Here is a 21,077-nt window from a genome sequence, read left to right on the forward strand (position 1 = left end):
CCGTTGGTACTTGGATTCGGAAATGGCAAAAGTATGTGCATGGAACAATCGTCGCTTTTCACCACAGGTCATTTTCAGGCTGAATGCGGGACTATGTAGCTCCCAAAGGCCACTTTACTTTTTACCAACCGTACCTATAACCCCAAGTTCTATATGAGTGTAAGGGGCTGGTCATGAAAGTTACCTGGAGTTTAATGTTTACACCATGCCCTACTTTCAGGAGGTAGTTCAGTTTAGGAAAAGCAATGAAATGCAGTAGAGCAGGAGCGTCTTCCATAACTACTAACTTTTCCTTGCGTACAGGAGCCTAAAGGGTATTTGTAGCAAGCCCTGAGAACCGTTCGCCCTATTGATCCAAGAAACCGTTTTCTTTATTCCCAACTGGCCATTCTTTTTTGAGAAGTGACGTATTCAAACTAACGTTACACACGTATGGAATACATTCGCTTAGGTAAATCGGGTTTGGTGGTTTCCCGGATCTGTTTGGGAACCATGACCTACGGTACGCCCACGGAACGCTGGCCCTGGGCCTTAAACGAAGAGCAAAGTCGCCCTTTTATCCAAAAAGCTCTGGAGCTGGGGATCAACTTTTTTGACACCGCTGATGTCTACTCCAACGGCAAAAGTGAAGAAGTGGTGGGCCGGGCACTGAAAGCATTGGCCCGCCGCGAAGAAATTGTCTTGGCTACCAAAGTATACAACCCCATGGGCCCCGGACACAATGAGCGTGGCCTGTCGCGTAAACACATCATAGCCGCCATTGACGCCAGTTTACAGCGTCTGGGCACGGACTACGTGGATCTGTACCAGATTCATCGTTGGGATGATCAAACCCCTATTGAAGAAACGATGGAAGCCCTGCACGACGTCGTTAAAGCCGGTAAAGCCCTATACATCGGAGCCTCTTCGATGTATGCCTGGCAATTTGCCAAAGCCCAGTATACGGCCGATCTGCACGGCTGGACCCGGTTTGTATCCATGCAGCCGCATTACAACCTGGTGTACCGGGAAGAAGAACGGGAAATGTTACCCTTTTGTGCCGATCAGCAAATCGGCGTAATTCCCTGGTCTCCCCTGGCACGCGGTCTGTTGTCGGGCGGACGCAGCAAGGAGCGTAACGAAACCGAACGAGTCCGTACCGATGCCTTTGGCAAGAGCCTTTACACCGAAGCGGACTTTAGCATTGCTGATCGGGTTACTGAAGTAGCCCAGCAACGGGGCCTGCCCAATGCCCAGATAGCGCTGGCCTGGATGCTTAGCAAACCTGTCATTACCGCTCCGATTGTGGGAGCCAGTAAACCGGGTCATCTGGAAGACGCGGTGGCTGCGGTCTCGGTGCAGTTGACTGCCGAGGAAATTCAGCGGTTGGAAGAAGACTACCAGCCCCATTCCATCAAGGGTCATTAACTACTAAAAAGGCAAGGATCCTGGCTTCGCGATCGCGTGAAGTCGCAGGCCTGGAATCCTTGCCCTAGTAAGATTAGTACGCAGGTAACCAGACTTTTTTCGTGGGAGTGTCTGTAGGACAGCTTATTCAAGTACTGGTTTTGCAGAAATTGATTTTATTTCAAAACAGGCTGCTTTTTCTTTGGGCTGGAAACAGTTTTCCAGGCCGTCTTTTTTAACTGCTCAGCAAAATCCGTATCGACCTCCTGAGGGTGGAAGGAAAGCTTTAGCGGTGATTCCTGAAAAAGAAAGCTGTACCAGACTAAGGAGCCTAAATAACAGCCCGCGGCGTTGGCGTGGTGGGAATCAAAGCCTAACTCGTTCTGCTTCCAGAAGTAGCCAACGTGCAGGGAATGATTTTGTTTAGGTAGGGCGGGGGGCTTGGGATGATCGAAATTGAATTCGGTATCTTTCTGGTATCCCCATTGCGGATCGGAGCTAATGGCCCAAAAGGCATCGCCATTGGGAATTAGGGAAATGCCTAACTCTTTGGCTGTGGCGTGGTAGGCGGCTCTGGATTTTTCCCACATCTCTTGAGCAGTGCGGGCGGAATGCTCCTTGCCAATCTGCGTAAAGTCTTTGGAATCTACGCGGTAAGCCCAGGTCTGGTGAAGGACAATTTTGGCCTGGGGCTGTAACTTTTTCACGTATTCGTAGAGTTGCCGGGCATAGGGCTGGTACGTTTCCAGGTTTCCCGAGAGAATGGAGGCCTGTTGCAGCGTAATCACGTCCCACGTGCCTTCGGCAAGTAACATTTTCAGGGATTTGCCGTGGTAGGGTTTACCTTTGGGATCTTCCGGGTTTCGTTCGGCCGCCTGGGCGTGATCCCAGTGCCGTTCCAGTGAGCAGCCACCGAGTTCGGCTCGTCCAATAATCAACGTATGTCCGGCTTCCTGACTGAGTTCAGGTAAGTATTTAGAAGCATTCTGGGAGAAGCTGTTCCCAATCATAAACAACCGTAAGGCGTGGCGATCTGCCTTTTTAGAGCTGGATTGGCCAGAAGCAATGTGTACGAGTAGGAATAGCAGAACCAGATAACTAGCTCTGGGGAAGGAGTAATCAAGCGGATGTTTACGTGCACGCATTTTGTTTCAAGAATAGGTTTACGAATGGATGGCTAAGGCGTCTTTGATTCCCCAAAGGAACTCCCTAACCCATGCCCAGCTGCGAAGATAAGACAGCTAAGCCGCATAGATACTATTCTAAAAAAGCAGATTATTTGTACACGACGCTTTTCGCCGTTTGAAAATAGACTGTTCAGACTAGCTGTACTTCTAAGGGAATCCCAATAACAATCAAGTAATCGCAGCAGGCCGAGGTTACAAAGAAGATAGATGATCCTTATCTTCTATCCAATGGATAGGTGTAGCCCGGTTGGATTAAATAGCCGTCCGTTATCTTTAACAAACCCTGATCGGTATACGGTAATTGCTGAAGTAAACTTAAACTACGTTTGAAATTTTCGTGAGAGGGCCGAGCTTTTTCGCAAGCCGCTTCGCTCGTTATTGTAAACGAATAGAAAGGAAAGGTAAACCATCGATAAGCCTGGAAAGTATGCGGATCCCATCCCTTCCAACGACCTGAGGTTTCGCGTATATTTCTGCTGATTTTGTTAATGGTATAAGGCCTAAGATTGCCAAGCACGAGTAAGCTATCAACTTGCCCCTTTTGATTTACCCTGAATTTGAACTCCCCATACATCGTTTCACACTGAGCCGAAGTTTCTTCTGTACTGAAAATACCCTTCATAATGAAGGCGGATACCGATTTTTGTCCCTCGTAGGGGTAAAGCCTTGCCTGAATAGGCGTTTCGAAGGAAATCGTTACATCTTTATCCTGCCCGGAACTCTTCAGGTGTAAAAGGAAAAATAGTGCTAGTAATACCAATCTTATCATTGCAAAATTGTGGCAACCCGGTCGTACCCAGGCGGTCTAATTCAGATTTCTGAACTCCACCGGAGTCCGTGCATGCAGGGAAGTACGTACAAACCCCAGCCTCCCAAAATCATCGGACATCTCCTCCGGCGCATCCATTTCGATAACCTGATTTGGCCCCATGCTGATCAGGTAGACGTCCTGACAATCAATGGGTTGCGGCCATGCCGAATCTGGTTACTGGGGTACGTTTTAAACATTATCGAATAGAAATCAGCCGAAAGTTTGACGTTTTGCTGCTGCGGTACCTGACTAAAATCCAGTACCGCTACCAAAAGATGCTGATGCGGTCCCGTCCCAAAAAACCGGAGCAGGTCTGCAATGGTAGCAAAATGAATAAATTCCTGCATGAACGAGTTTAGCTTAGTGCTAGCCCTGGCGTAGCACTAAGCTAAGCGTTCGATGGTTTATTTTATTCAATTAGTAGAACCATTTTTTGTCCTACTCGCCCGGCTGATCACTAGCCTGTTCCCATTCGACGGCGTACCTTCTTCGTATCGATAGCAAAACTCGTAGTGTAGAAGGTTTACAAGAAAATAGGTAGGAGTTACTCGTCAGCCGGGTTGGCGGTACAGAAAACGGACCCAAACAAAGGATCTTATTTCTTCTGATAACTCCCATATAACGCGATCAACCGTTCGGGATGGTTTGAGATAATGCCGTCGACGCCGTAGGACGCCATACGTTGCATATCTTTTTGATCATCGACCGTCCAGGGTAACATTCGCATCTTCTTTTCGTGTACTTCTTTCACACTTTCGGGAGTGACCAGGGTGTAATGCGGACTGTAGTACTGTGGCTTGAATCCCAGTTTTGCCAGGTTATCGGCTACGCTGTCTTGGTTATAAAGTAGCAACGACAAGCTTTGATTAGGGTACTTTTTGTGGAGTTCCTGAAGGGTACGCACGTCGAAAGACTGAATGGTGACGCGGGTAGCGATGCCTTTTTGCTGGATGACCTGCATGAGCAGTTGTACGAATACATCCGGTGAAGGATTGTACTTTCCGTCGCCTTGCGGCGAACATTTGGTTTCAATGTTATACGCAACCGGTTTCAAATGATGTTTGCGAACGTAAGTTTCCACGCTATCAATCACTTCCGAGAGCAGTGGCTTATACGTTTTCATCTTCCGTTGCAGCGGAAAGTTCGGGTGGGGTTTACTTCCGGCATCGAAGGTCCGGATGCTGTCATACTTCATTTGATAGAGAGCGTAGGACTTTTCTTCTTCTTTTGTGATGTCGCTACCATCAGGTTTCCTCATGAAAACAGACGACATATACGGATCGTGGGAAACCACCACTTTCTGGTCGGCCGAAATAACGCAATCTAGCTCCAGCGTCCGACAGCCTAGCCGTACCGCATGAATCATGGATGTAACCGTGTTTTCCGGAACTAGGCCCATACCGCCCCGGTGGGCCTGTACATCGAGGGTTTGTTGGGCTTGTACACGCGGAAGTACCAGTCCACTGAAAAGCAACGCGTACCAAAGACGTTTCATCGTCAGGAAATAATAGAGTGAATGGAGAAGAAAGAGCCTGGGAACGGCAAGGTCCGTTGGCGGCTAAAATTGGGCCCAAAAGTAAAGACTTTCCCAAGGGAGCCTGTTACGGCTAGATTAAATCAAAAAGGCTTTGCGTAACGATTGCTTCATGTACCAAGCGTCGTTAAAAAAAAAGCACCGTTTGCTTTTCCAGACAGAAAAAACAAACGGTGCAAAAAGGTGTCCCGAAAAAACTAGCTGACCAGTACCGGGGCGTTTCGTTTGGACATTCGCAGAAAACGAGCAATCAGGAAAATGGAGGCAAACGTCAGACCACTGATGAAGCCCAGCCACATGCCCGAAGCTCCCATGCCGCCGTGAAAGGCAAACCAGTAGCCCATCGGAATACCCACTACCCAGTACGCCACGGCAATGAGCAGGGTAGGCGTTCGAACGTCCTTGATCCCGCGTAAGAGGCCCGCTCCAATGGCTTGCGTCGCGTCAGAAATCTGGAAAATGGCCGCAAACAGCAGTAGCATACTCGCCAGCGAAACGACTTCCGCATTGCTGTTGAAGAAATGGGGTAAATGGTCTTTGAGTAGTACAAAACCCAGGGCACAGCAAACGCCGTAAGCTAGGGCCGTTAGTAACGTACTCTTGCCAATGGTAGCTATCAACGGCCAGTCCGAACGACCAAACGCATTGCTGACCCGGATGGAACCCGCCTGAGCCAGTCCCATCGAGACCATAAACGTAGCCGACGCACAACTCAGGGCAATCTGGTGGGACGCCTGAGCGACGGCACCAATCGTACCGATGATGATGCCCGAAACGGCGAAGGCTCCCGCCTCCATGCCGACCTGCAGGCTACTGGGTACCCCAATGTGCAGCAATTCCTGAATCGTCGAGCGACGCAGGTACCATTCCTCTTTCCGTAGCTGAATGTACTTTTTATACGAATGGTGGGTCAGAATAACCGCTCCCAATGCTAGGGTAATCACTGTACGGGTGATGAGCGTACCCCAGGCGGCTCCCAGTAGTTCGAGTCGCGGAAAGCCCCAGTTGCCATAAATCAACAGCCAGTTAATGAAAATGTTAATGGGCATGGCCGCCAGCGAAAACAGCATGGCTGTGCGGGTTTGTTCGAGGCCATCCGTGAATTGCTTGAGTGTCATGAACAGCAGCATGGGAATAATGGAAATCCCCATCAACTGCATAAAGGGTACGGCCAGCGTGGCTACTTCCGGGTCCTGACCCAAGTGAAAGAGGATGTCCTTCCCGAAAAACAGTGTAAATGAAATTAGCAGGGCCGTTAGGGCACAGATGCAAAAGCCATTGTACAGGTAATGGGAAACCTGACGGGCGTCGTTCTGACCGTGGGCCATGGATACCATCTGGGAAACGGAAATGGTCATGCCGATACCGATCACAAAGGGAATATTCATGGCATTGAATACCAGTGAAACAGCGGCCAGTTGTTTGTAATTAATGGACCCCACCATGGCTGTATCAATGATGTGCAGGGCCATTTGAGCGAGTTCACCAATAATGATGGGTAAAGCTAATCGAATAGTTTTGAAGGCTTCCGTTTTCATGACTCAATAGTATCGCAACTTAAGAAAGCCGCAAAGGTACGAAAGCTTCCCGAGCAGGTCGGCAAAAAATCCGAAACTAGCTGACGCAATTCCCGCAGAAAGACCATTTTAGGCCACTTGAACCTTCAGAATCGCCGGATTTGTCGCAAGACTATGTCATTTTTAACAAATTCCTGTAATTTCAGCGATTCAACTACCCGTCTGCTCAGGTCCGCTTCGGATGGGGCACGGGCGTATCAAAGCCTCTAATTCCTTATGGAAAAATCCAGACGATCGTTTCTTAAAAAAACGGCTCTTACGACGGCCGGACTGACCCTCGGCGGGGTCGGGATGTCCGCTAAAAGTTACGCTAAAATCATCGGCTCCAACGAACGGCTACAGGTAGCCATTGCCGGATTAGGTCGGCGGTTGGGAGCCTATTTTGAACCCATTGGGAAGAAAGACAGTAACGTCGAGTTAGTATACCTCTGCGACGTAATGCAGAAGCAGCGGGAGTCGGCTCTCAAGCAGTTTGCCAAACACATCGATTATCAGCCTAAGCTTGAAAATGACATTCGGAAGGTCATTGCCGATAAGGATGTCGATGTGCTCATCAACGCTACACCCGATCATTGGCATGCTCCGGGTACCTGGCTGGCGGTACAGGCGGGCAAGCACGTGTATGTGGAGAAACCCTGTAGCCACAACCCCCGGGAAGGCGAAATTCTGGTGGCCATTCAGAAGAAATACGGCAAGGTGATTCAGATGGGGAATCAACAGCGTTCGTCGCCGGAAACCATCGATATTATCCATCAGATTCACAATGGAGTCATTGGTACGCCCTACAAAGCCGTGGCTTTTTACGTGGCTACTCGGGGAGAAGTACCAGTGCCGAAAAAAGCTCCTGTACCTACGGGGCTGGACTGGGATTTGTTTCAGGGTCCTGCTCCCCGTCGCGAATACACCCACGATACCTGGGATTACAACTGGCACTGGTACGGCTGGAATTACGGAACGGCCGAAAGCGGCAACAATGCCACGCACGAGCTGGACGTCGCCCGTTGGGCCTTGCAGGTGGATTATCCCGAACACGTGAACGTGGAAGCGGCGAAACGCCATTTTGCTAACGACGGCTGGGAGATGTACGATACCATGGAAGCGTCGTTCCGTTTTCCGGGCAACAAAATCATCCAATGGGACGGGAAAAGCCGGTCGGGTTACAAAACCTACGGTACTGACCGTGGTACCGTAATCTACGGCTCGACGGGTACGGTATACGTTGATCGGGATGGCTATAAGCTCTTCAGCCGGGAAGGCAAGCTGGTGAAAGACAGCAAAGCCAAGGGTTCCGAAGCGGGCACGGCACTGGGCGGTGGCGGTGATATGACGACTGGCCACATGGTTAATTTTTTTGAAGCCATTCGCGGAAAAGCCAAACAAAATTCACCCATCGATGAAGGAGCCAAAAGTGTATTGCTCTGCCACTTAGCGAACATTTCTTACCGCGTTAATAAACCCTTCGAAGTTGATACCAAAAACGGCCATATCCGGGATAAAGAAGCCATGAAGCTCTGGAGCCGCACTTACGAAAAAGGCTGGGAACCACCCGTTTAGTTTTTTTAGCTAACTACGAAAAAAGCAGCCCTTCAGAGGCTGCTTTTTTGATGCTGAACATTACGCATCATCTATGGCTTGGAGCGAGTAGCATTCGATAAGTATGCTTCCGTAACTTTGGTTAAAAATATCCCCGGCCCACATTCGAGTAGGTGACTTTCCATTTCCCCTTATTGCGATTGAAATACAGGTATTTGTAGCCGTCTTTTAGTGGAAAGTAAGCACAGTCACTAGTCGTTTGAATCATAATGATCTCCCGAGGTTGTGCTTTAATAAGAAAGCTTCTGGCCATTCCGTTGGTAAAGTCAGAAACCAAACGTCCAGTGGCGGCTACCCGGCTTCCCACGGCAATCGATACAGAGTCATTGAAATACATCTCGAACGTGAAAACCCGTGAGGAATCGCGGTGAAAAAGCTCGGAGGCATTACGGTTGTCTACCTCTTCGCTAACGGTCTTGCACGTCAATTCATGCTCTTTTTTGCAGCCGAGCATGCCCATGAGTAAAGCACTTAAAACAATAAGCAGAACACAAAGGAGTCTCATCGTCTATACGTTTTTGTCTAAGACCCTTTGTCCGGCCTATACGTTGGAAGAGCTAAAAAAATGGGCAGTCGAACCATCTGATCGCTACTGAGGCAGTTCAAAAGGATTGATTTTCTGGGAAGGCACCGAAATCGTTTTCAGAAACGCTTCCAGCTGAAGCTGCTCCGTTTTGGTAAGATGAAGTTTCCGGAGCAGGGGTGAGGTGACAGGCCGCAGTCGTTCGTCTACGACTACCCTTCGCTGAATGGGCGAGGGGTTGCCCAGGTTGTAGTATTCAATAACATCCCGGAGCGTCGGGAAATTGCCGTGGTGCATCCAGGGGCCGGTACGAGCTACCTCCCGCAGCGAAGGCGTACGAAATTTGCCAACGTCCTTTGGATCACCCGTCTGAAGATATTTTCCAAAGTCCTGTTGCGAAGAGCCGTACAGGGTTTGCCCGTCGTTATGAAACTGATTGTCTGAAAATAAAGGTGAGTTATGGCAGTTGATGCAGCGGGCTTTGGTACGGAATAAATGTAAGCCCAGCACTTCATCGTCGCTCAATAGCCGGGCGTTTCCCTGAACAAAACGATCAAAACGACTTGGCGGACTAACGACTGTTCGTTCAAACGTGGCAATAGCCTGCTGAATGCGTTCAACCGTCACCTCCTCCGTGCCAAAGGCGGCGGCGAAATGCGGTCGGTACCCTTTTACCCGGCGAATGTTTCGCTGCATGGTTTTCAGGTTCTGAGCCATTTCCAGCGGGTCCTGTACCGGGAAGTTCACCTGCTCTTCCAGACTCGCCGCCCGGCCATCCCAGAACAGCCGCTGGTAATGCCCCGTATTGAGAATAGTCATGGCGTTACGTTTGCCGTTCTGGCGATTGTGACCGAAGGACAAATGCCGGCCATCGCCCCAGCCCAGCTCCGGGTCGTGGCAGGACGCACAGGCAATCTGTTTGGATTGTGAAAGTCGCGGATCAAAAAAGAGTAGCTTGCCCAGTTTCGCTTTTGCTTCCGAATACGGGTTGGAAGCCGGATGGTTAACCTTTCCCAGTACCCCGATTTCCTGAAACGTACCTAGAACGGAAGAATCGATTTCCGGTTTAGGCCAACGGGAAACGTCTCCACTGCTGTACAATTGCCGGAGTTCATCCACGGAATACTCGTGCTGGAAGGCCGTAAGTCCGATGAAAATGGTTACCGAAAGCAGAAAGAAAAATCGCATAAGCAGTATGCTGAACTTCCCGAAAGCTATGAAAAGCCTTCGGGAAGCAATAAAGAATCACTACGGTTAATGCAGTATGAGAGCTACTTAATTCAGACTTAGCGCGTCCACGCTGATTTTGTAGGTATGCGAGACTTTTGCCGCACCGCCAATAGCCGTTTCGTTAAAGTTCACTACCAGATCCATGACCTTGGTTTGCGTATCGTACGTACCCTCTCCGCTAATACCAATGTTGAAAGGAGCACCGTCTTTACGCGAAATGGTTACGTCCTGAGTTAGTACTTTGACTTTACCCTTCGTGGCACCAACGGCATCCGGAAAAAATTGCAGGACTTTTTCAGCGTTAATTTTTGCTTCCTTGATGTTGTTGGTACCAATCTGAGTCGCGTACAGGGTAACCATTCCAAAAAGATTAACGCCGCTGTCTACCACGTTGGGGTTGGTGAAACCGATGTAGGTAGGATCGTTGGCCGGAACTGTTGAAAAGTGGGAAGCAATCCGGTTTGTCCATTTTCTTGCGGTCGAATCGTAACGATAAACGTAGGGCTGGTAATACTGGTCGGTTTTATGGAAGACCGAAACGACATCCTTCGAAGCCTGCTCCTCAGCTGGTTTTTCGGGTTCGATGGAATTATCCTTGGAACAACTGTGCAACCCTAAAAGGCCGGCCATCAGTAAGGGAAGTAAGCGAAACAACTTCATGGTGTATGTAGGATTTGTAGTAAGGGATTGAAATGAACGAATTAATACCCCGGATTTTGGGAAATGAGCGGGTTGACCAGCACCGTTCGGGCGGGTAGGGGAAGGATATAAAAGTGCGAGGGATACGGCAAACTACACCGTAGGCCCTGGCAGTCCTGTCGAAGTAGCGGCTGGTGGGTTCGTGAAAGGTCTAGCAGTAGGAAGCCTTCAAAACACAACTCTTTACGGCGTTCGAGCCAAATCAGCTTCAAGGCCGCCTCGGGATCGGTCCCCTGTAAGGGTATGGCCTCGGCATCGGCTCGCGTCCGGATGGTATTCAGATCCTGGTAGGCCTGGCTCAACTGGCCCAGGCGGGCGGACGCTTCAGCCCGGATCAGGTAGAGTTCGGACAAGCGGATGACTTTTACACCCGTTGCATTGGCTTCTCCCCGGGCGTACTTTTTACTGAAAGAATATTCGCTACCCGCAATGGTAAGGGTGTTGTACAAGTGGGCTTTGGCCCGCACGTCGGTGGGCGAGTACAGCTGCAATAAGTCGTTGGTGGCGGCCATTTGCAAATAGGTAGTAGAAACGCCCGCCGTGGTCGCATCGAAGTAACTGCCCAGGCTCGTACCCGTATAATTGGCCGGAACAGAGACTTCGAAAATGGCCTCGGATGTATTCTTCTGTGACCAGGATTCCACGTAATTCTGATTCGTATACAGGCGATAGGCCGCACTGGTAATGACGGCGTTGGCCTGGTTATACGCCTGCTGGTAATCGGCCTTGTGGAGGTACACCCGGGCCAGCAGGGCCCGCACTACCGAGGAGTTCATGTAGTTTTTCGTGCTACCCGAGCTCCAAATCGCCGTACTGTTTTCAAAAAGCACCAGCGATTGTTCCAAATCCGAGAGAATTGCTGCGTAACATTCCGCGACACTGGATCGGGGACGCTGCGATTCCGTCACTAAAATGGGTTTCAAATTCAGGATGATACCCGGATGCGACGCATCTGCTGTGTACGTATAAGGCTGGGCGTACAACTGGACCAGATCGAAATGAATCATTGCCCGCAGTGCCATTGCTTCGGCAACGAGCCGTGTTCGTGTACGTTCGGAGCCATTGGGTATCTGCGGAGCCCGGGTAATAATGTTATTCAGGTTGTTGAGAATTGAGTACAGCTGGGCGTAGGTACTGTTCATGCTCCCGGCGTCGGGATCGGCCGTAAAGTTGTACACATCGCCCAGGATCTGCCGGTTCGTTGCCGAATACTTGAGATTGCCCCCTGCCAGATCGGGATAAAACGTCCGGTTTCCGTTCAGGTAATTACTTTCAAACAGCGAACGATAGGCTCCGCTCAGGGCTACCGTAGCGGACTCAATGTCCTGAAAGGTTTCTTCCAGTGAAATTTTATTTTGAGGCTCTTTATCAAGCAAAGCCTGACAACTGCCCAATACCGCCAGCAAGCCCAGGACTCCCAGTTTTCGCACGAGGCGTTTGTATGATAGTATGAAAGAAAACATGATGCGTTTACAAACTAAGATTTAGACCTAGACTGAGCGTACGGGCTTCGGGAAAGGCAAAGCGGGTTTCTCGTACGCCATTACGTCCCGCGGGACTTTTGTCTTTGTACCAGTACGCAACGTTGGTGATATTGAGGAAGGCGGAGACACCCTGCATCCGAAGTCGTTTGCTCAAGGCGGAAGCCAGACTGTAATGGAGCGTAACGTTGGAAAGCTTCAGGTGCGTCAGATCCTGTAGGTACCGGGAGGAGTTGGTTACCAATCCTTTTTCAATCAACAACTTCGAGACGGGTGCTACATCCCCGGGTTTCTGCCAGCGATCCAGCAGATTGACACTCATGTTGGAATGCCGTAGATTCCTTCCATCACCTATAAATTGCGTAGGCTCCATCCGATTTTCGCCCAGGTTATACAGGATATTGAGCGTCAGAGAAAATTGCTTGTAGCTCAAATCGTTCACCCAGCCCCCCTGAGCTTTGGGCAGGCGATCGCCCAGCACGAAGTAACTCGAACGGGGATAGGTGCGAATGGTGGTTCGGTCCACGACAGAGCCATCGGGGGCATAGAATTGCTCATTACCCGTCTCCGGGTTCACGCCCGCCCAGCGGATCCCCCAGATCGCCGTGGTACTGTAGCCTTCCCGAATGGCGGCGTTGGCTTCGCTCGTAGTAGAGGCCGGGTCGCTATATACGGAAGTAAAACCCTGATTGTACTGCAAAATCCGGTTGCGGTTAAAACCCGTCGTCAGCGTCGAACGCCATTTAAAGTGCTTGCTCTGAATGAAGTGCGTTTGCAGCGTGAGATCAAAGCCCTGATTACGCATCTTAGCGGTATTGTAGGAAATGCTACCATAACCCGTTTCCAGCGGAACTTCTACGTTGGAAATCAGGTCGTGGATCGTATTCTGATAATATTCCGCTGTAATTGAAAGGCGGTCAAACAGCGTAAGATCCAGTCCCAGGTTGAGTTTCAGGTTTTTTTCCCAGCTTAAATTGGGGTTGGGAGCGGAAGAAGTTTCCGGTACAGCGGCTACGTAGCCGTTATAGTTGCCGTAACTGAAATTGTACAGACCCCGGGCGGCATACGAGCCAATGCGGGAATTGCCCGTTGAGCCGTAGCTGGTTCGAAGTTTCAGAAAGGTAAACGCCGGATGATTTTGTAAAAACGGCTCTTTGCTGATAATCCAGCTTAGGCCGACGGCGGAATTAAGGGCCAGGTTGAAATCACTGCCAAACATGGACGACTGATCGGCCCGGATACTGCTGGTAAGCAGGTACTTTTTCTTAAAATCGTACGTAGCCTGAGCGTAATACGAAACAGTTGCGTTTTCCTGTTTGGAAGAAGAAGCGGACTGGCGGGTAGCCTGACTGATTTCCCGAATGCGATCGTAGGTAAAGTTCGTGCCCGATCCGGCTAGTAACACGGTTCGCTGGTCCTGAGCCTCCAGCCCCGCAATCACCTGCACGGAATGGTTCTGTTGGAAGGTTTTGGCATACGTACCCTGCAGATAGCCCAGCCAGCCCAGGGTCTGCCGGTCGAAAATCTGCAACTGTCCGCCTTTGGTACTGCCCGTCGCGTTTTTGGCTGAATCGTAGCTTACATCCTTACTCTGCGAAAAGTTAGTCCCGATGGTTCCCGAAATCGTAAGGTTCGGGGTAACCGCGTAGTGCAGGTTGGCATTGCCATTAAAAGCCAGAGCATCAGTAAACGCTTCGTTTTGAGCTAGTACGGCTAACGGATTGGGTACGCCCAGTAAGGTCGTAAAGTTCCCTTCCGCATCGTAAGGCGATAGATTAGGGGGTAGGTACGCGTTGTTTTTAAAGTTATCGAGTCCGCTCTTTTTGATAATCGTCGGCGATAATGTTACCCCGAGTTTAAGTTTCCGATTCAGGATACTATTTACTTTCAAACTCAAATTGAGCTGTTGCAAATCATTCTTCAGTGCACTGGCCTGCTGGTAACGATAGCCCGTTGAAAAGCGGTAGGTGGTGCCTTCCTTACCTCCCGATACATCCGCATTGATCGCCGTGTAGGAAGCATTCCGAGTGGTAAGGCCCAGCCAGTCGGTATCAATCGTAGAGCTACCGGCCTGGTCGGCGGCCTGCGATTCCGTGAAACCACTGTTGAGCAAGGCTTCCCGTTTGAGCGTGAAATATTCCGGACCACTCAACAGCTTCATGCGGTTGATGAACGTTGACACGCCCCGGGAGACGGAGACGTGGGCCGCTGTCCGGCCCGCCGAGCCCGCCTTGGTGGTAATGATGATGACTCCGTTGGCCGCATTAGCTCCGTAAATAGCCGTCGCCGAAGCATCCTTGAGAATGGAAATGGAAGCAATATCCTGCGGGTTAATGCCCGCGATGGGGTTAATCAGCGTTTCACCGGAGAAGATTTGAGCGGCATCGCCGCGTTCCTGCTCCATGATGGGGATACCATCGATGACAAAGAGCGGTTGCGTAGAGGTCGTTCGCGTACCACCAACGGGTGTAAGCGTACCCTGACCGCGAATGTTAATTTTCACGGGAGTACCCAGTTGCGTTGTCGGCTCCACGTACACGCCAGCGGCGAGTCCTTCCAGCATTTTATCGAAGCTCTCAATGGGCCGGTACGGCTGCAATTCTTTCGCGTTGATCTGCGAAATACTACCGATTACTTCCTCTTTGGGTGTCCCGTTGGTATAAGCATTGGTGATGACCAACTCATTCATTTGTCGGGATTCCGGCTCCATTTCCACATCCAGCGTGGCCGATGAGCCCAGGGGCGGAGAAAGGATCGGCTTCATGCCCACCATCCGAAACTCCAGCCGGGCCTGGCTTAGGTCTGTTGCCGAAACCGTACCCGTGTAGTAACCTTCTGCATCCGTAACGGCCAACACCCGTCCCGTAGACGAACGTACCGAAACCCCCGGTAAGGGCGTTTTTTCAGAACGATCTATGACGCGGCCGCTTACGCGTCGCTGAGCTTGCTTACGTACCAGAATGCGGTTGCCCTTTTGCAGAAAAGCCAAATTGCTGAGGCTGGCGAGGTCCCGTAAAATAACCGGTAACGGGCCCGAGCTGTTGAAATCAAATCGGCGTTTGAGTGGAATGTCCTGGGCGTCGTAGTGAAACTGAACGCCCGCCTGTTTTTCGATTTCTGAAAAAATAGTAGTCAGGCTGGCTTGCTGGAGTCGTAGGGTAAGCTGCTGGGCTCCCGCCTGATTCCATATGCCAAAACTAATCCAAAGGGCTACAAGCAGCCCAGGTACCCGTGTAATCATTGCTCCGCTCTTAAATAAATCGTACGCTGATGGATGCTATAAGTCAGGTGTTTAGAGAAGCAAATAGTTTCAAGGACCTGGCGAACGTCTTCCCGATGGAAGGTGCCCGTATACTGCCAGGGTTGGGTGGGGTGTTGGAGAATCAGTTGGTAGCCGTAGATTCGCTCCAAGGCTTCTGCAATGGTTTTGAAATCAGCATTTTTGAAAACCAGGTAGCCGTCCTTCCAGCCGCTGACGGCCAGAGAATCGAAGCTGTTTTTTCTGAGCTCATGTCGGGTCCGCTGATACACGGCCTGCTGACCCGGTACAAGTTGAAGCTGTTGATGAAGCGTATCTTCTAGTTGTACTTTCCCTTTGAGTAAAGCCACAGAAATCTCCGCCTTTTCCGGATAGGCTGACACATTAAATTCAGTTCCGAGTACCCGGGTTGTTAAGCCGTCGGTACGTACCAGAAAGGGTTTCTGGGCATCATGGTGGATGGAAAAGTAGGCTTCTCCCTCAAGTCGAATTTCGCGGATGTCTGAAACAAAAGCCTTAGGGTAATGAATGGTACTGGCGGCGTTCAGAATCACCGTACTGCCGTCCGATAGTGTAAGTTTGGTCTTCTTGCCATTTGGGGTTGAATAATGAACCCATTCCTCAACCGGTGCTTCCGTACGGGGTGTACGGTTTGCGTACCAAAAACCCGCTCCTAGACTCAATACCAGCAAAATCGAAGCAGCGATGAGCCAGGGTTTTCGTTTGGGCAGCCCTATCACGGGAGCTTCATCGATGTAGGCTTGTAAGCGATCTTTTTCCTGTTCAAGTTCCAGAGAAGGAAGTCGTACGGTCAGTAGATCAAGCAGGCTTTCGGCGGCTACGACTTCATCGAGCTTTTCCGGGTGCGTGCGTATCCAATGCTCCCAGAAGGCAACGGCCTCCGGGTCGCTTTTCAAATAGTAAGCCAGAAAGGATTCGTCGGCGGCAAAGTCTTCGGCCTGGTAATGATCCATGATTGACTGCGTTTGAAAACCAGTGCAGAAAAGCGGTCATTTTTACCGGAAAATGTTGAGTTATTTTTAAAATGCCGAGGTAAAGGTCTGTATGACAGGACCTTATAGGGGTAAATTTTGAAGAGAAAAGTACAAGCCTTACCGTATCAGAAAGAAGAGGAGCAAACTCGTCAGAACCTGTACGTGTTTACGAAGCGTTTTCAGGGCTTCGGATATTTGGTTGTATACGGTGCGGGGCTGTACCTGGAGCTGCTCGGCAATGGACTCGTAGCTGAGTTGTTCGTAGTACCGAAGCCGGATCATTTCCCGCTGGCCGGGGGTAAGTTTGGTCAGAAGCTGCTGCATGCGAAGGCGGTTGCCCTCGTCGGTTTGCTGGTCCATAAGCATTTCTTCATAGGAGCGTTCGCTGAGCTGATGCGTAGTCACCTGAAGCGAATCCAAGGAAAGCGACTGCTCTTTCACCAGTTTCCGTTTAAGGTAGGTAAACAGATAGGACTTGATCTGCGTGACTTCCGGTAAGTGGAATCGTCGATCCCACAATTCACAAAACAATTCGTGAATGGCATCTTTCACGAGTTCACGTTCCCCACTGACCCGGCAACCAAACGCATACAAAGCCTGATAATAAGACTCATAGAGGCTTAAAAAAGCGGCTCGGTCGCCTGTACGGAATTGATTCCAGTGCTTATGTTCGGTCGTGTCAGCCATTAGATGGCCGCAAAAATAGTAAAATTATTTATAATCATTATAAATAGATAGGCGGGTCTTGCCGAAAGCCTACGCAATCGTCTTGGGAGAAGGGTTATCATAAGCTTCAGGAACTATAACTCTATAGACGCATTCCCAAAATAAAATCCAATTAATTTGGACTAATTACAAATAGCGTCCTAGTTTTGTAACGGAGAAAGGACGCAGCGGAACGCTCCCGAGGAATATTCTGCTGCTCAATTCCTAGATGCGGTCCTTACTTATTTCAAATTCTTAGCTCAACCAATGTCCCTGTTTCGAAAAGTTAACAACTGGCTCCATTTATGGTTAGGACTCATTTCTGGTGTAATCGTTTTTATTGTCTGTATCACCGGATGTATCTGGGTATTTAATGATGAAATTACTGCCCTACTGGAGCCCAATAGGCACATTGAAAAACAAAATAAACCCGTCCTTAAACCCTCGGAGCTCAAGCAGATTGCCTCGAATGTGTTTCCGGGCAAACGCGTGGTTTACGCCATTTACCGAATGGGCCGGGCCGCTGAGGTTTCGTTGGGGGAAGGCCGTCGGGGCGATCATACCGTTATTTTAAATCCCTATACGGGCGAAGTACTGGGTAAGAAAGTACTAGAAAAAGACGGAACGGATTTTTTCCGCTTCATTCTCAACGGCCATCGGGCTTTATGGCTACCATACCCCATCGGTCGGCCCATTGTTAATTACGGTACCCTCGTGTTTGTGGTGTTGCTGATCACGGGACTGATCTGGTGGTATCCCAAGAAATGGAATAAAAGTACGGTAGATAAGAGCTTCAAAATTAAGTGGGGAGCTTCGTTCAAACGCCTTAACCTTGATCTGCACAACGTACTTGGTTTTTACTCGTTACTATTTTTGCTGGCCATTGCCATGACGGGTATGGTATACGGCATTGAATGGTACAGTAAAGGCTTGTACTGGGTTACTTCGGGAGGCGATAATCTGCCGCCTTTTGCCCGGAATAGCTCAGATACGTTACAAGCCCAAAAATTCTACACCGTGGATCAGGCGATGGACAAGGCCTGGAATACGGTCATCAGCCGTCATCCCGAAGCGGAAGGATTTTACTACAGTTATCCGAGTCCTAAAGACGCTAAAGCTCCGATTTCCATTACCATTTATCCGAGCCGTACGCATTTCTACGATAATCAGGGTTATGCCTTCGATCAACATACACTCAAGGAATTTCCGAAAGATAAAATCTATGGCAAGCCTTTTGCCGAAGCTTCCACCGGAGCTCAAATCCGCCGCATGAATTATGATATTCACGTCGGAAGTGTACTGGGCTTTCCGGGAAAAGTACTGGCCTTTCTCGCCAGCCTGATTGGAGCTTCCTTACCCGTTACCGGATTTCTGGTCTGGTGGAATCGCAAAGGTTTTGGTAAAGGGAAGGGTAAAAAGAAGGGAAATGCCACGCGTACGACTCGCCCTACGAATGTTACGCCTGGTGCTCGCCCAACCTTTAAACCCGTCATGAACAGTAACCGACACTCACTTCCAGAAAACAGCTAGGTAGTTATAGCAAAAGCCCCTCCGGTGATTGAAAACGGAGGGGCTTTTGCGTTTACCAACGCTCAAAATGTCAAACCTTTAACCCTGAGACGCTAAAGCATCCAACGCCTTACACCAGCGTAGCCAGTGACTGATTGTTGAAACCGCTCAACTCCTCGAGACGTCCTTCGCGAACTTTTTTCACCCAGGCGGGATCTGAAAGCAGTGAACGACCAATGGCCACCAGATCAAAGTCTCCGCGATCCATCCGGCGAAGGAGTTCATCGATCGAACTGGCCTGAGAACTTTGACCCTGGAAGGCACCCATAAAGTCACTGTTCAGGCCGATGGAACCTACCGTGATCGTGGCTTTACCCGACACCTTCTTCGCCCATCCGGCAAAATTAAGATCCGAACCTTCGAATTCAGCTTCCCAGAAACGGCGTTGGGAGCAGTGGAAGATATCCACGCCGGCGTCAGCCAACGGATTCAGCCAAGCTTCGAGTTCCTGCGGCGTTTTAGCCAGCTGAACCGTGAAATCTTGCTGCTTCCACTGCGATAATCGCAAAATGATGGCGAAATCATCGCCTACGGCCGCCCGCATCGCTTTCACGACTTCCACACCAAAGCGGCTCCGTTCGGCCAGGGTTTTTCCACCAAAAGCGTCGGTACGGGTGTTGAGACCTTCCCAGAAAAACTGATCGACCAGATAGCCGTGGGCCCCGTGAATTTCGAGTGAATCAAAACCCAGGCGTTTGGCATCCGCAGCAGCTTTGGCAAAAGCGGCGATGGTATCGGCAATGTCCGTATCGGTCATGGCGACCCCACCCGTCTGACCCGGCATGACGTAGCCCGAAGGGCCTTCGAAGGGTTGCGAGGGCAACCAACCCGACTGGCTGGGTTGCATCACGCCCATGTGCCACAGCTGAGGAGCCATGGCTCCGCCGGCCTGATGTACGCTATCAATAACTTTCTTCCAGCCAGCAAGGGCCTGATCACCGTAAAAATGAGGAATGTTAGGCTCGTTGGAAGAAGCGGGACGATCAATGACCGTACCTTCCGAAAGAATAAGACCAACTTCTCCTTCAGCTCGGCGGCGGTAATAAGCTGTGACGTCATCCGTCGGTACACCCTGGGGTGAAAAGGCCCGGGTCATGGGAGCCATGACAATACGGTTCCGCAGGTGTAAGGATTTAAGATCGAAAGGGCGAAAAAGAGCCTCTACCTTTTCAAGGTCTGCAAGGGTTTTCATGGGAATGTACGGTTAAATAGCCGACTAATCTATAATTGCATTCGTTAGATGAGCCCTAGGCTTTAAGGAAAACCTAGGGGGCTAATGAATACGCAAAACGCGAAGCATAGGTTCCTGAAAGCAAGTATGGGTAATTTAATTAGCTAGTGACAAATTTGTCACCATACACAAAAAGGTATGTACGACGTAAAAATTCCCGGCCATACACCTGCGGTACGGCGGTTACACTGGAAATTATTGGAGGTAAATGGAAGCCAGCGATTATTCTTTGTCTCAGTAAAGGACTCCGGCGACCCCAGCGAGCTACAGCGGATGGTACCACGGCCAGTCGCTGGGTAGTCAATCAGCAACTCAAGGAGCTGGAAGGTCACGGTATCATTACCAAGAAAATTTATCCTGTACTGCCTCCCAAAGTTGAATACTTTCTAACCGAGTTTGGGGAGTCCTTACTACCCATTACCCAGACAATCGAAGCGTGGGGTCTCCCCTATGAGCAGGCGTATGAGGAAATTCTGGAAGGAAAAAATGCTCCAGGTCCGGAAGACGCCGCTTCAGAATCGTAATTCTAAAATGAGTTGATGTTTACACCGAATCTGGTTCTCCCAAATCGGTTGTGGGTAGGCTTCGAGAAAATAATTGTAGCGGACGTCGACGAGATCAAAGCCCACTCGCTGATAGAGAGCGAATTGATTAATGCTGGAATTGCCAGTTTTAATGAGTACCCGAGGGGAGCCTTGCTGGCGGGCTACTTCTATTAAGTGGAGCAGCAACGTCTTACCCCATCCCTGACCCTGGTAGGATGGAGCAATGGCCAGGTTTATGATTTCGGCTTCCTGCTCCTGAACTTGTAATAACCCCACGCCTTGGGTTTGTCCCTCAAGTTTCAGTAGATAAACCTGACTCAATGGCAAGTACTCCCTAATTAATTGAGGGTTTTCATCGGCTAACAAAAGCAGATCCATGGGTAAAGGCTCATGGGGCTGGAGGGGAGTAATCGAGTAGGGCACACGTTTAAGATTAAAAAATAACCAAAACCCAAAGGTACACACGGCAAGCTTCGTCTGTACGCAGCGTGTGACTCACCTACGCATAGCTAGGCTTGATGACCTACGCTTGCTCCCCTGGTAAAAGCGGACTATTTCTGATCCTGCCGTTTTATTTAATGGTTTTCTGAACTTAGTTCAGTAGTTACTCGTTTTACTACTACACTAGCAAATTTCCAAACGAGAAAAGGGACTAGTAGTACATTGCCTTTAAGGGCCTATTTCGTTCTTACACTGCTTCGGCTTGGGTTAGCAACCTGACTCGCTTCGGTTAATCCAAGACCTTTATCTCC

The 21,077-nt window shown here is 49.9% G+C and carries 17 protein-coding genes; 4 read left to right on the forward strand and 13 right to left on the reverse strand.

The features are described 5' to 3' along the window. Positions 1 to 432 precede the first annotated feature (432 nt). Positions 433 to 1,407: an aldo/keto reductase gene (locus tag C5O19_RS20575; RefSeq protein WP_104715267.1), complete on the forward strand. Its 975-nt coding sequence runs from the start codon at positions 433 to 435 to the stop codon at positions 1,405 to 1,407. A gap of 155 nt (positions 1,408 to 1,562) precedes the next feature. Here C5O19_RS20575 and C5O19_RS20580 read toward each other — a convergent pair whose 3' ends face one another. From C5O19_RS20580 to C5O19_RS20600, 4 genes are all read right to left on the reverse strand, one after another. Continuing rightward, positions 1,563 to 2,531 carry a DUF4886 domain-containing protein gene (locus C5O19_RS20580; protein WP_104715268.1) on the reverse strand — a complete coding sequence of 323 codons (969 nt, stop codon included), beginning with the start codon at positions 2,529 to 2,531 and terminating at the stop codon, positions 1,563 to 1,565. Positions 2,532 to 3,509: 978 nt separating this feature from the next. Continuing rightward, on the reverse strand, positions 3,510 to 3,731 hold the full coding sequence (locus C5O19_RS20590; RefSeq protein WP_104715270.1) for a hypothetical protein: 222 nt from the start codon (positions 3,729 to 3,731) through the stop codon (positions 3,510 to 3,512). A gap of 248 nt (positions 3,732 to 3,979) precedes the next feature. After that, positions 3,980 to 4,879 (reverse strand): glycerophosphodiester phosphodiesterase family protein, encoded by a 900-nt coding sequence (locus C5O19_RS20595; RefSeq protein WP_104715271.1) that lies wholly within the window; start codon positions 4,877 to 4,879, stop codon positions 3,980 to 3,982. 236 nt (positions 4,880 to 5,115) lie between these two features. Further along, positions 5,116 to 6,456, reverse strand: a complete 1,341-nt coding sequence (locus C5O19_RS20600) for an MATE family efflux transporter (RefSeq protein WP_104715272.1) — start codon at positions 6,454 to 6,456, stop codon at positions 5,116 to 5,118. Between the two features lie 255 nt (positions 6,457 to 6,711). Here C5O19_RS20600 and C5O19_RS20605 point away from each other — a divergent pair, with 255 nt between their 5' ends. Then, positions 6,712 to 8,049, forward strand: a complete 1,338-nt coding sequence (locus C5O19_RS20605; RefSeq protein ID WP_104715273.1) for a Gfo/Idh/MocA family oxidoreductase — start codon at positions 6,712 to 6,714, stop codon at positions 8,047 to 8,049. 121 nt (positions 8,050 to 8,170) lie between these two features. On the opposite strand, the gene C5O19_RS20610 is transcribed toward C5O19_RS20605, so the two are convergent. The 7 genes from C5O19_RS20610 to C5O19_RS20640 form a co-directional block, all read right to left on the reverse strand. Next, the gene (locus tag C5O19_RS20610) at positions 8,171 to 8,593 is read right to left on the reverse strand and encodes a hypothetical protein (protein ID WP_104715274.1); all 423 of its coding nucleotides are present in this window, start codon (positions 8,591 to 8,593) and stop codon (positions 8,171 to 8,173) included. An 84-nt stretch (positions 8,594 to 8,677) separates the two neighbouring features. Continuing rightward, complete coding sequence (locus tag C5O19_RS20615) at positions 8,678 to 9,799, reverse strand: cytochrome-c peroxidase (protein ID WP_104715275.1); 1,122 nt, start codon at positions 9,797 to 9,799, stop codon at positions 8,678 to 8,680. A gap of 87 nt (positions 9,800 to 9,886) precedes the next feature. Next, positions 9,887 to 10,501 (reverse strand): hypothetical protein, encoded by a 615-nt coding sequence (locus C5O19_RS20620; protein ID WP_104715276.1) that lies wholly within the window; start codon positions 10,499 to 10,501, stop codon positions 9,887 to 9,889. Positions 10,502 to 10,542: 41 nt separating this feature from the next. Next, positions 10,543 to 12,003, reverse strand: a complete 1,461-nt coding sequence (locus C5O19_RS20625; RefSeq protein ID WP_094815875.1) for a RagB/SusD family nutrient uptake outer membrane protein — start codon at positions 12,001 to 12,003, stop codon at positions 10,543 to 10,545. A gap of 7 nt (positions 12,004 to 12,010) precedes the next feature. Next, positions 12,011 to 15,262, reverse strand: a complete 3,252-nt coding sequence (locus C5O19_RS20630) for a SusC/RagA family TonB-linked outer membrane protein (protein ID WP_104715277.1) — start codon at positions 15,260 to 15,262, stop codon at positions 12,011 to 12,013. Continuing rightward, positions 15,259 to 16,254 carry a FecR family protein gene (locus tag C5O19_RS20635; protein ID WP_104715278.1) on the reverse strand — a complete coding sequence of 332 codons (996 nt, stop codon included), beginning with the start codon at positions 16,252 to 16,254 and terminating at the stop codon, positions 15,259 to 15,261. The genes C5O19_RS20630 and C5O19_RS20635 overlap by 4 nt, the downstream gene beginning before the upstream one ends. Positions 16,255 to 16,392: 138 nt before the next feature. Next, positions 16,393 to 16,962 (reverse strand): RNA polymerase sigma factor, encoded by a 570-nt coding sequence (locus tag C5O19_RS20640; RefSeq protein WP_104715279.1) that lies wholly within the window; start codon positions 16,960 to 16,962, stop codon positions 16,393 to 16,395. A 285-nt stretch (positions 16,963 to 17,247) separates the two neighbouring features. Here C5O19_RS20640 and C5O19_RS20645 point away from each other — a divergent pair, with 285 nt between their 5' ends. Next, a complete protein-coding gene (locus C5O19_RS20645; RefSeq protein WP_104715280.1) occupies positions 17,248 to 18,510 on the forward strand; it encodes a PepSY-associated TM helix domain-containing protein in 1,263 nt (420 codons plus the stop codon). A gap of 109 nt (positions 18,511 to 18,619) precedes the next feature. Here C5O19_RS20645 and C5O19_RS20650 read toward each other — a convergent pair whose 3' ends face one another. Continuing rightward, on the reverse strand, positions 18,620 to 19,741 hold the full coding sequence (locus C5O19_RS20650) for an NADH:flavin oxidoreductase (protein ID WP_104715281.1): 1,122 nt from the start codon (positions 19,739 to 19,741) through the stop codon (positions 18,620 to 18,622). Between the two features lie 155 nt (positions 19,742 to 19,896). Between C5O19_RS20650 and C5O19_RS20655 the strand changes: the two genes are divergently transcribed. Next, a complete protein-coding gene (locus C5O19_RS20655) occupies positions 19,897 to 20,304 on the forward strand; it encodes a winged helix-turn-helix transcriptional regulator (protein WP_104715282.1) in 408 nt (135 codons plus the stop codon). Here C5O19_RS20655 and C5O19_RS20660 read toward each other — a convergent pair. After that, a complete protein-coding gene (locus tag C5O19_RS20660; protein ID WP_133163410.1) occupies positions 20,293 to 20,748 on the reverse strand; it encodes a GNAT family N-acetyltransferase in 456 nt (151 codons plus the stop codon). The two genes, C5O19_RS20655 and C5O19_RS20660, sit on opposite strands and share 12 nt — an antisense overlap. Between the last annotated feature and the right edge of the window lie 329 nt (positions 20,749 to 21,077).

The sequence above is a fragment of the Siphonobacter curvatus genome (assembly GCF_002943425.1).
GTDB classification, from domain to species: domain Bacteria; phylum Bacteroidota; class Bacteroidia; order Cytophagales; family Spirosomataceae; genus Siphonobacter; species Siphonobacter curvatus.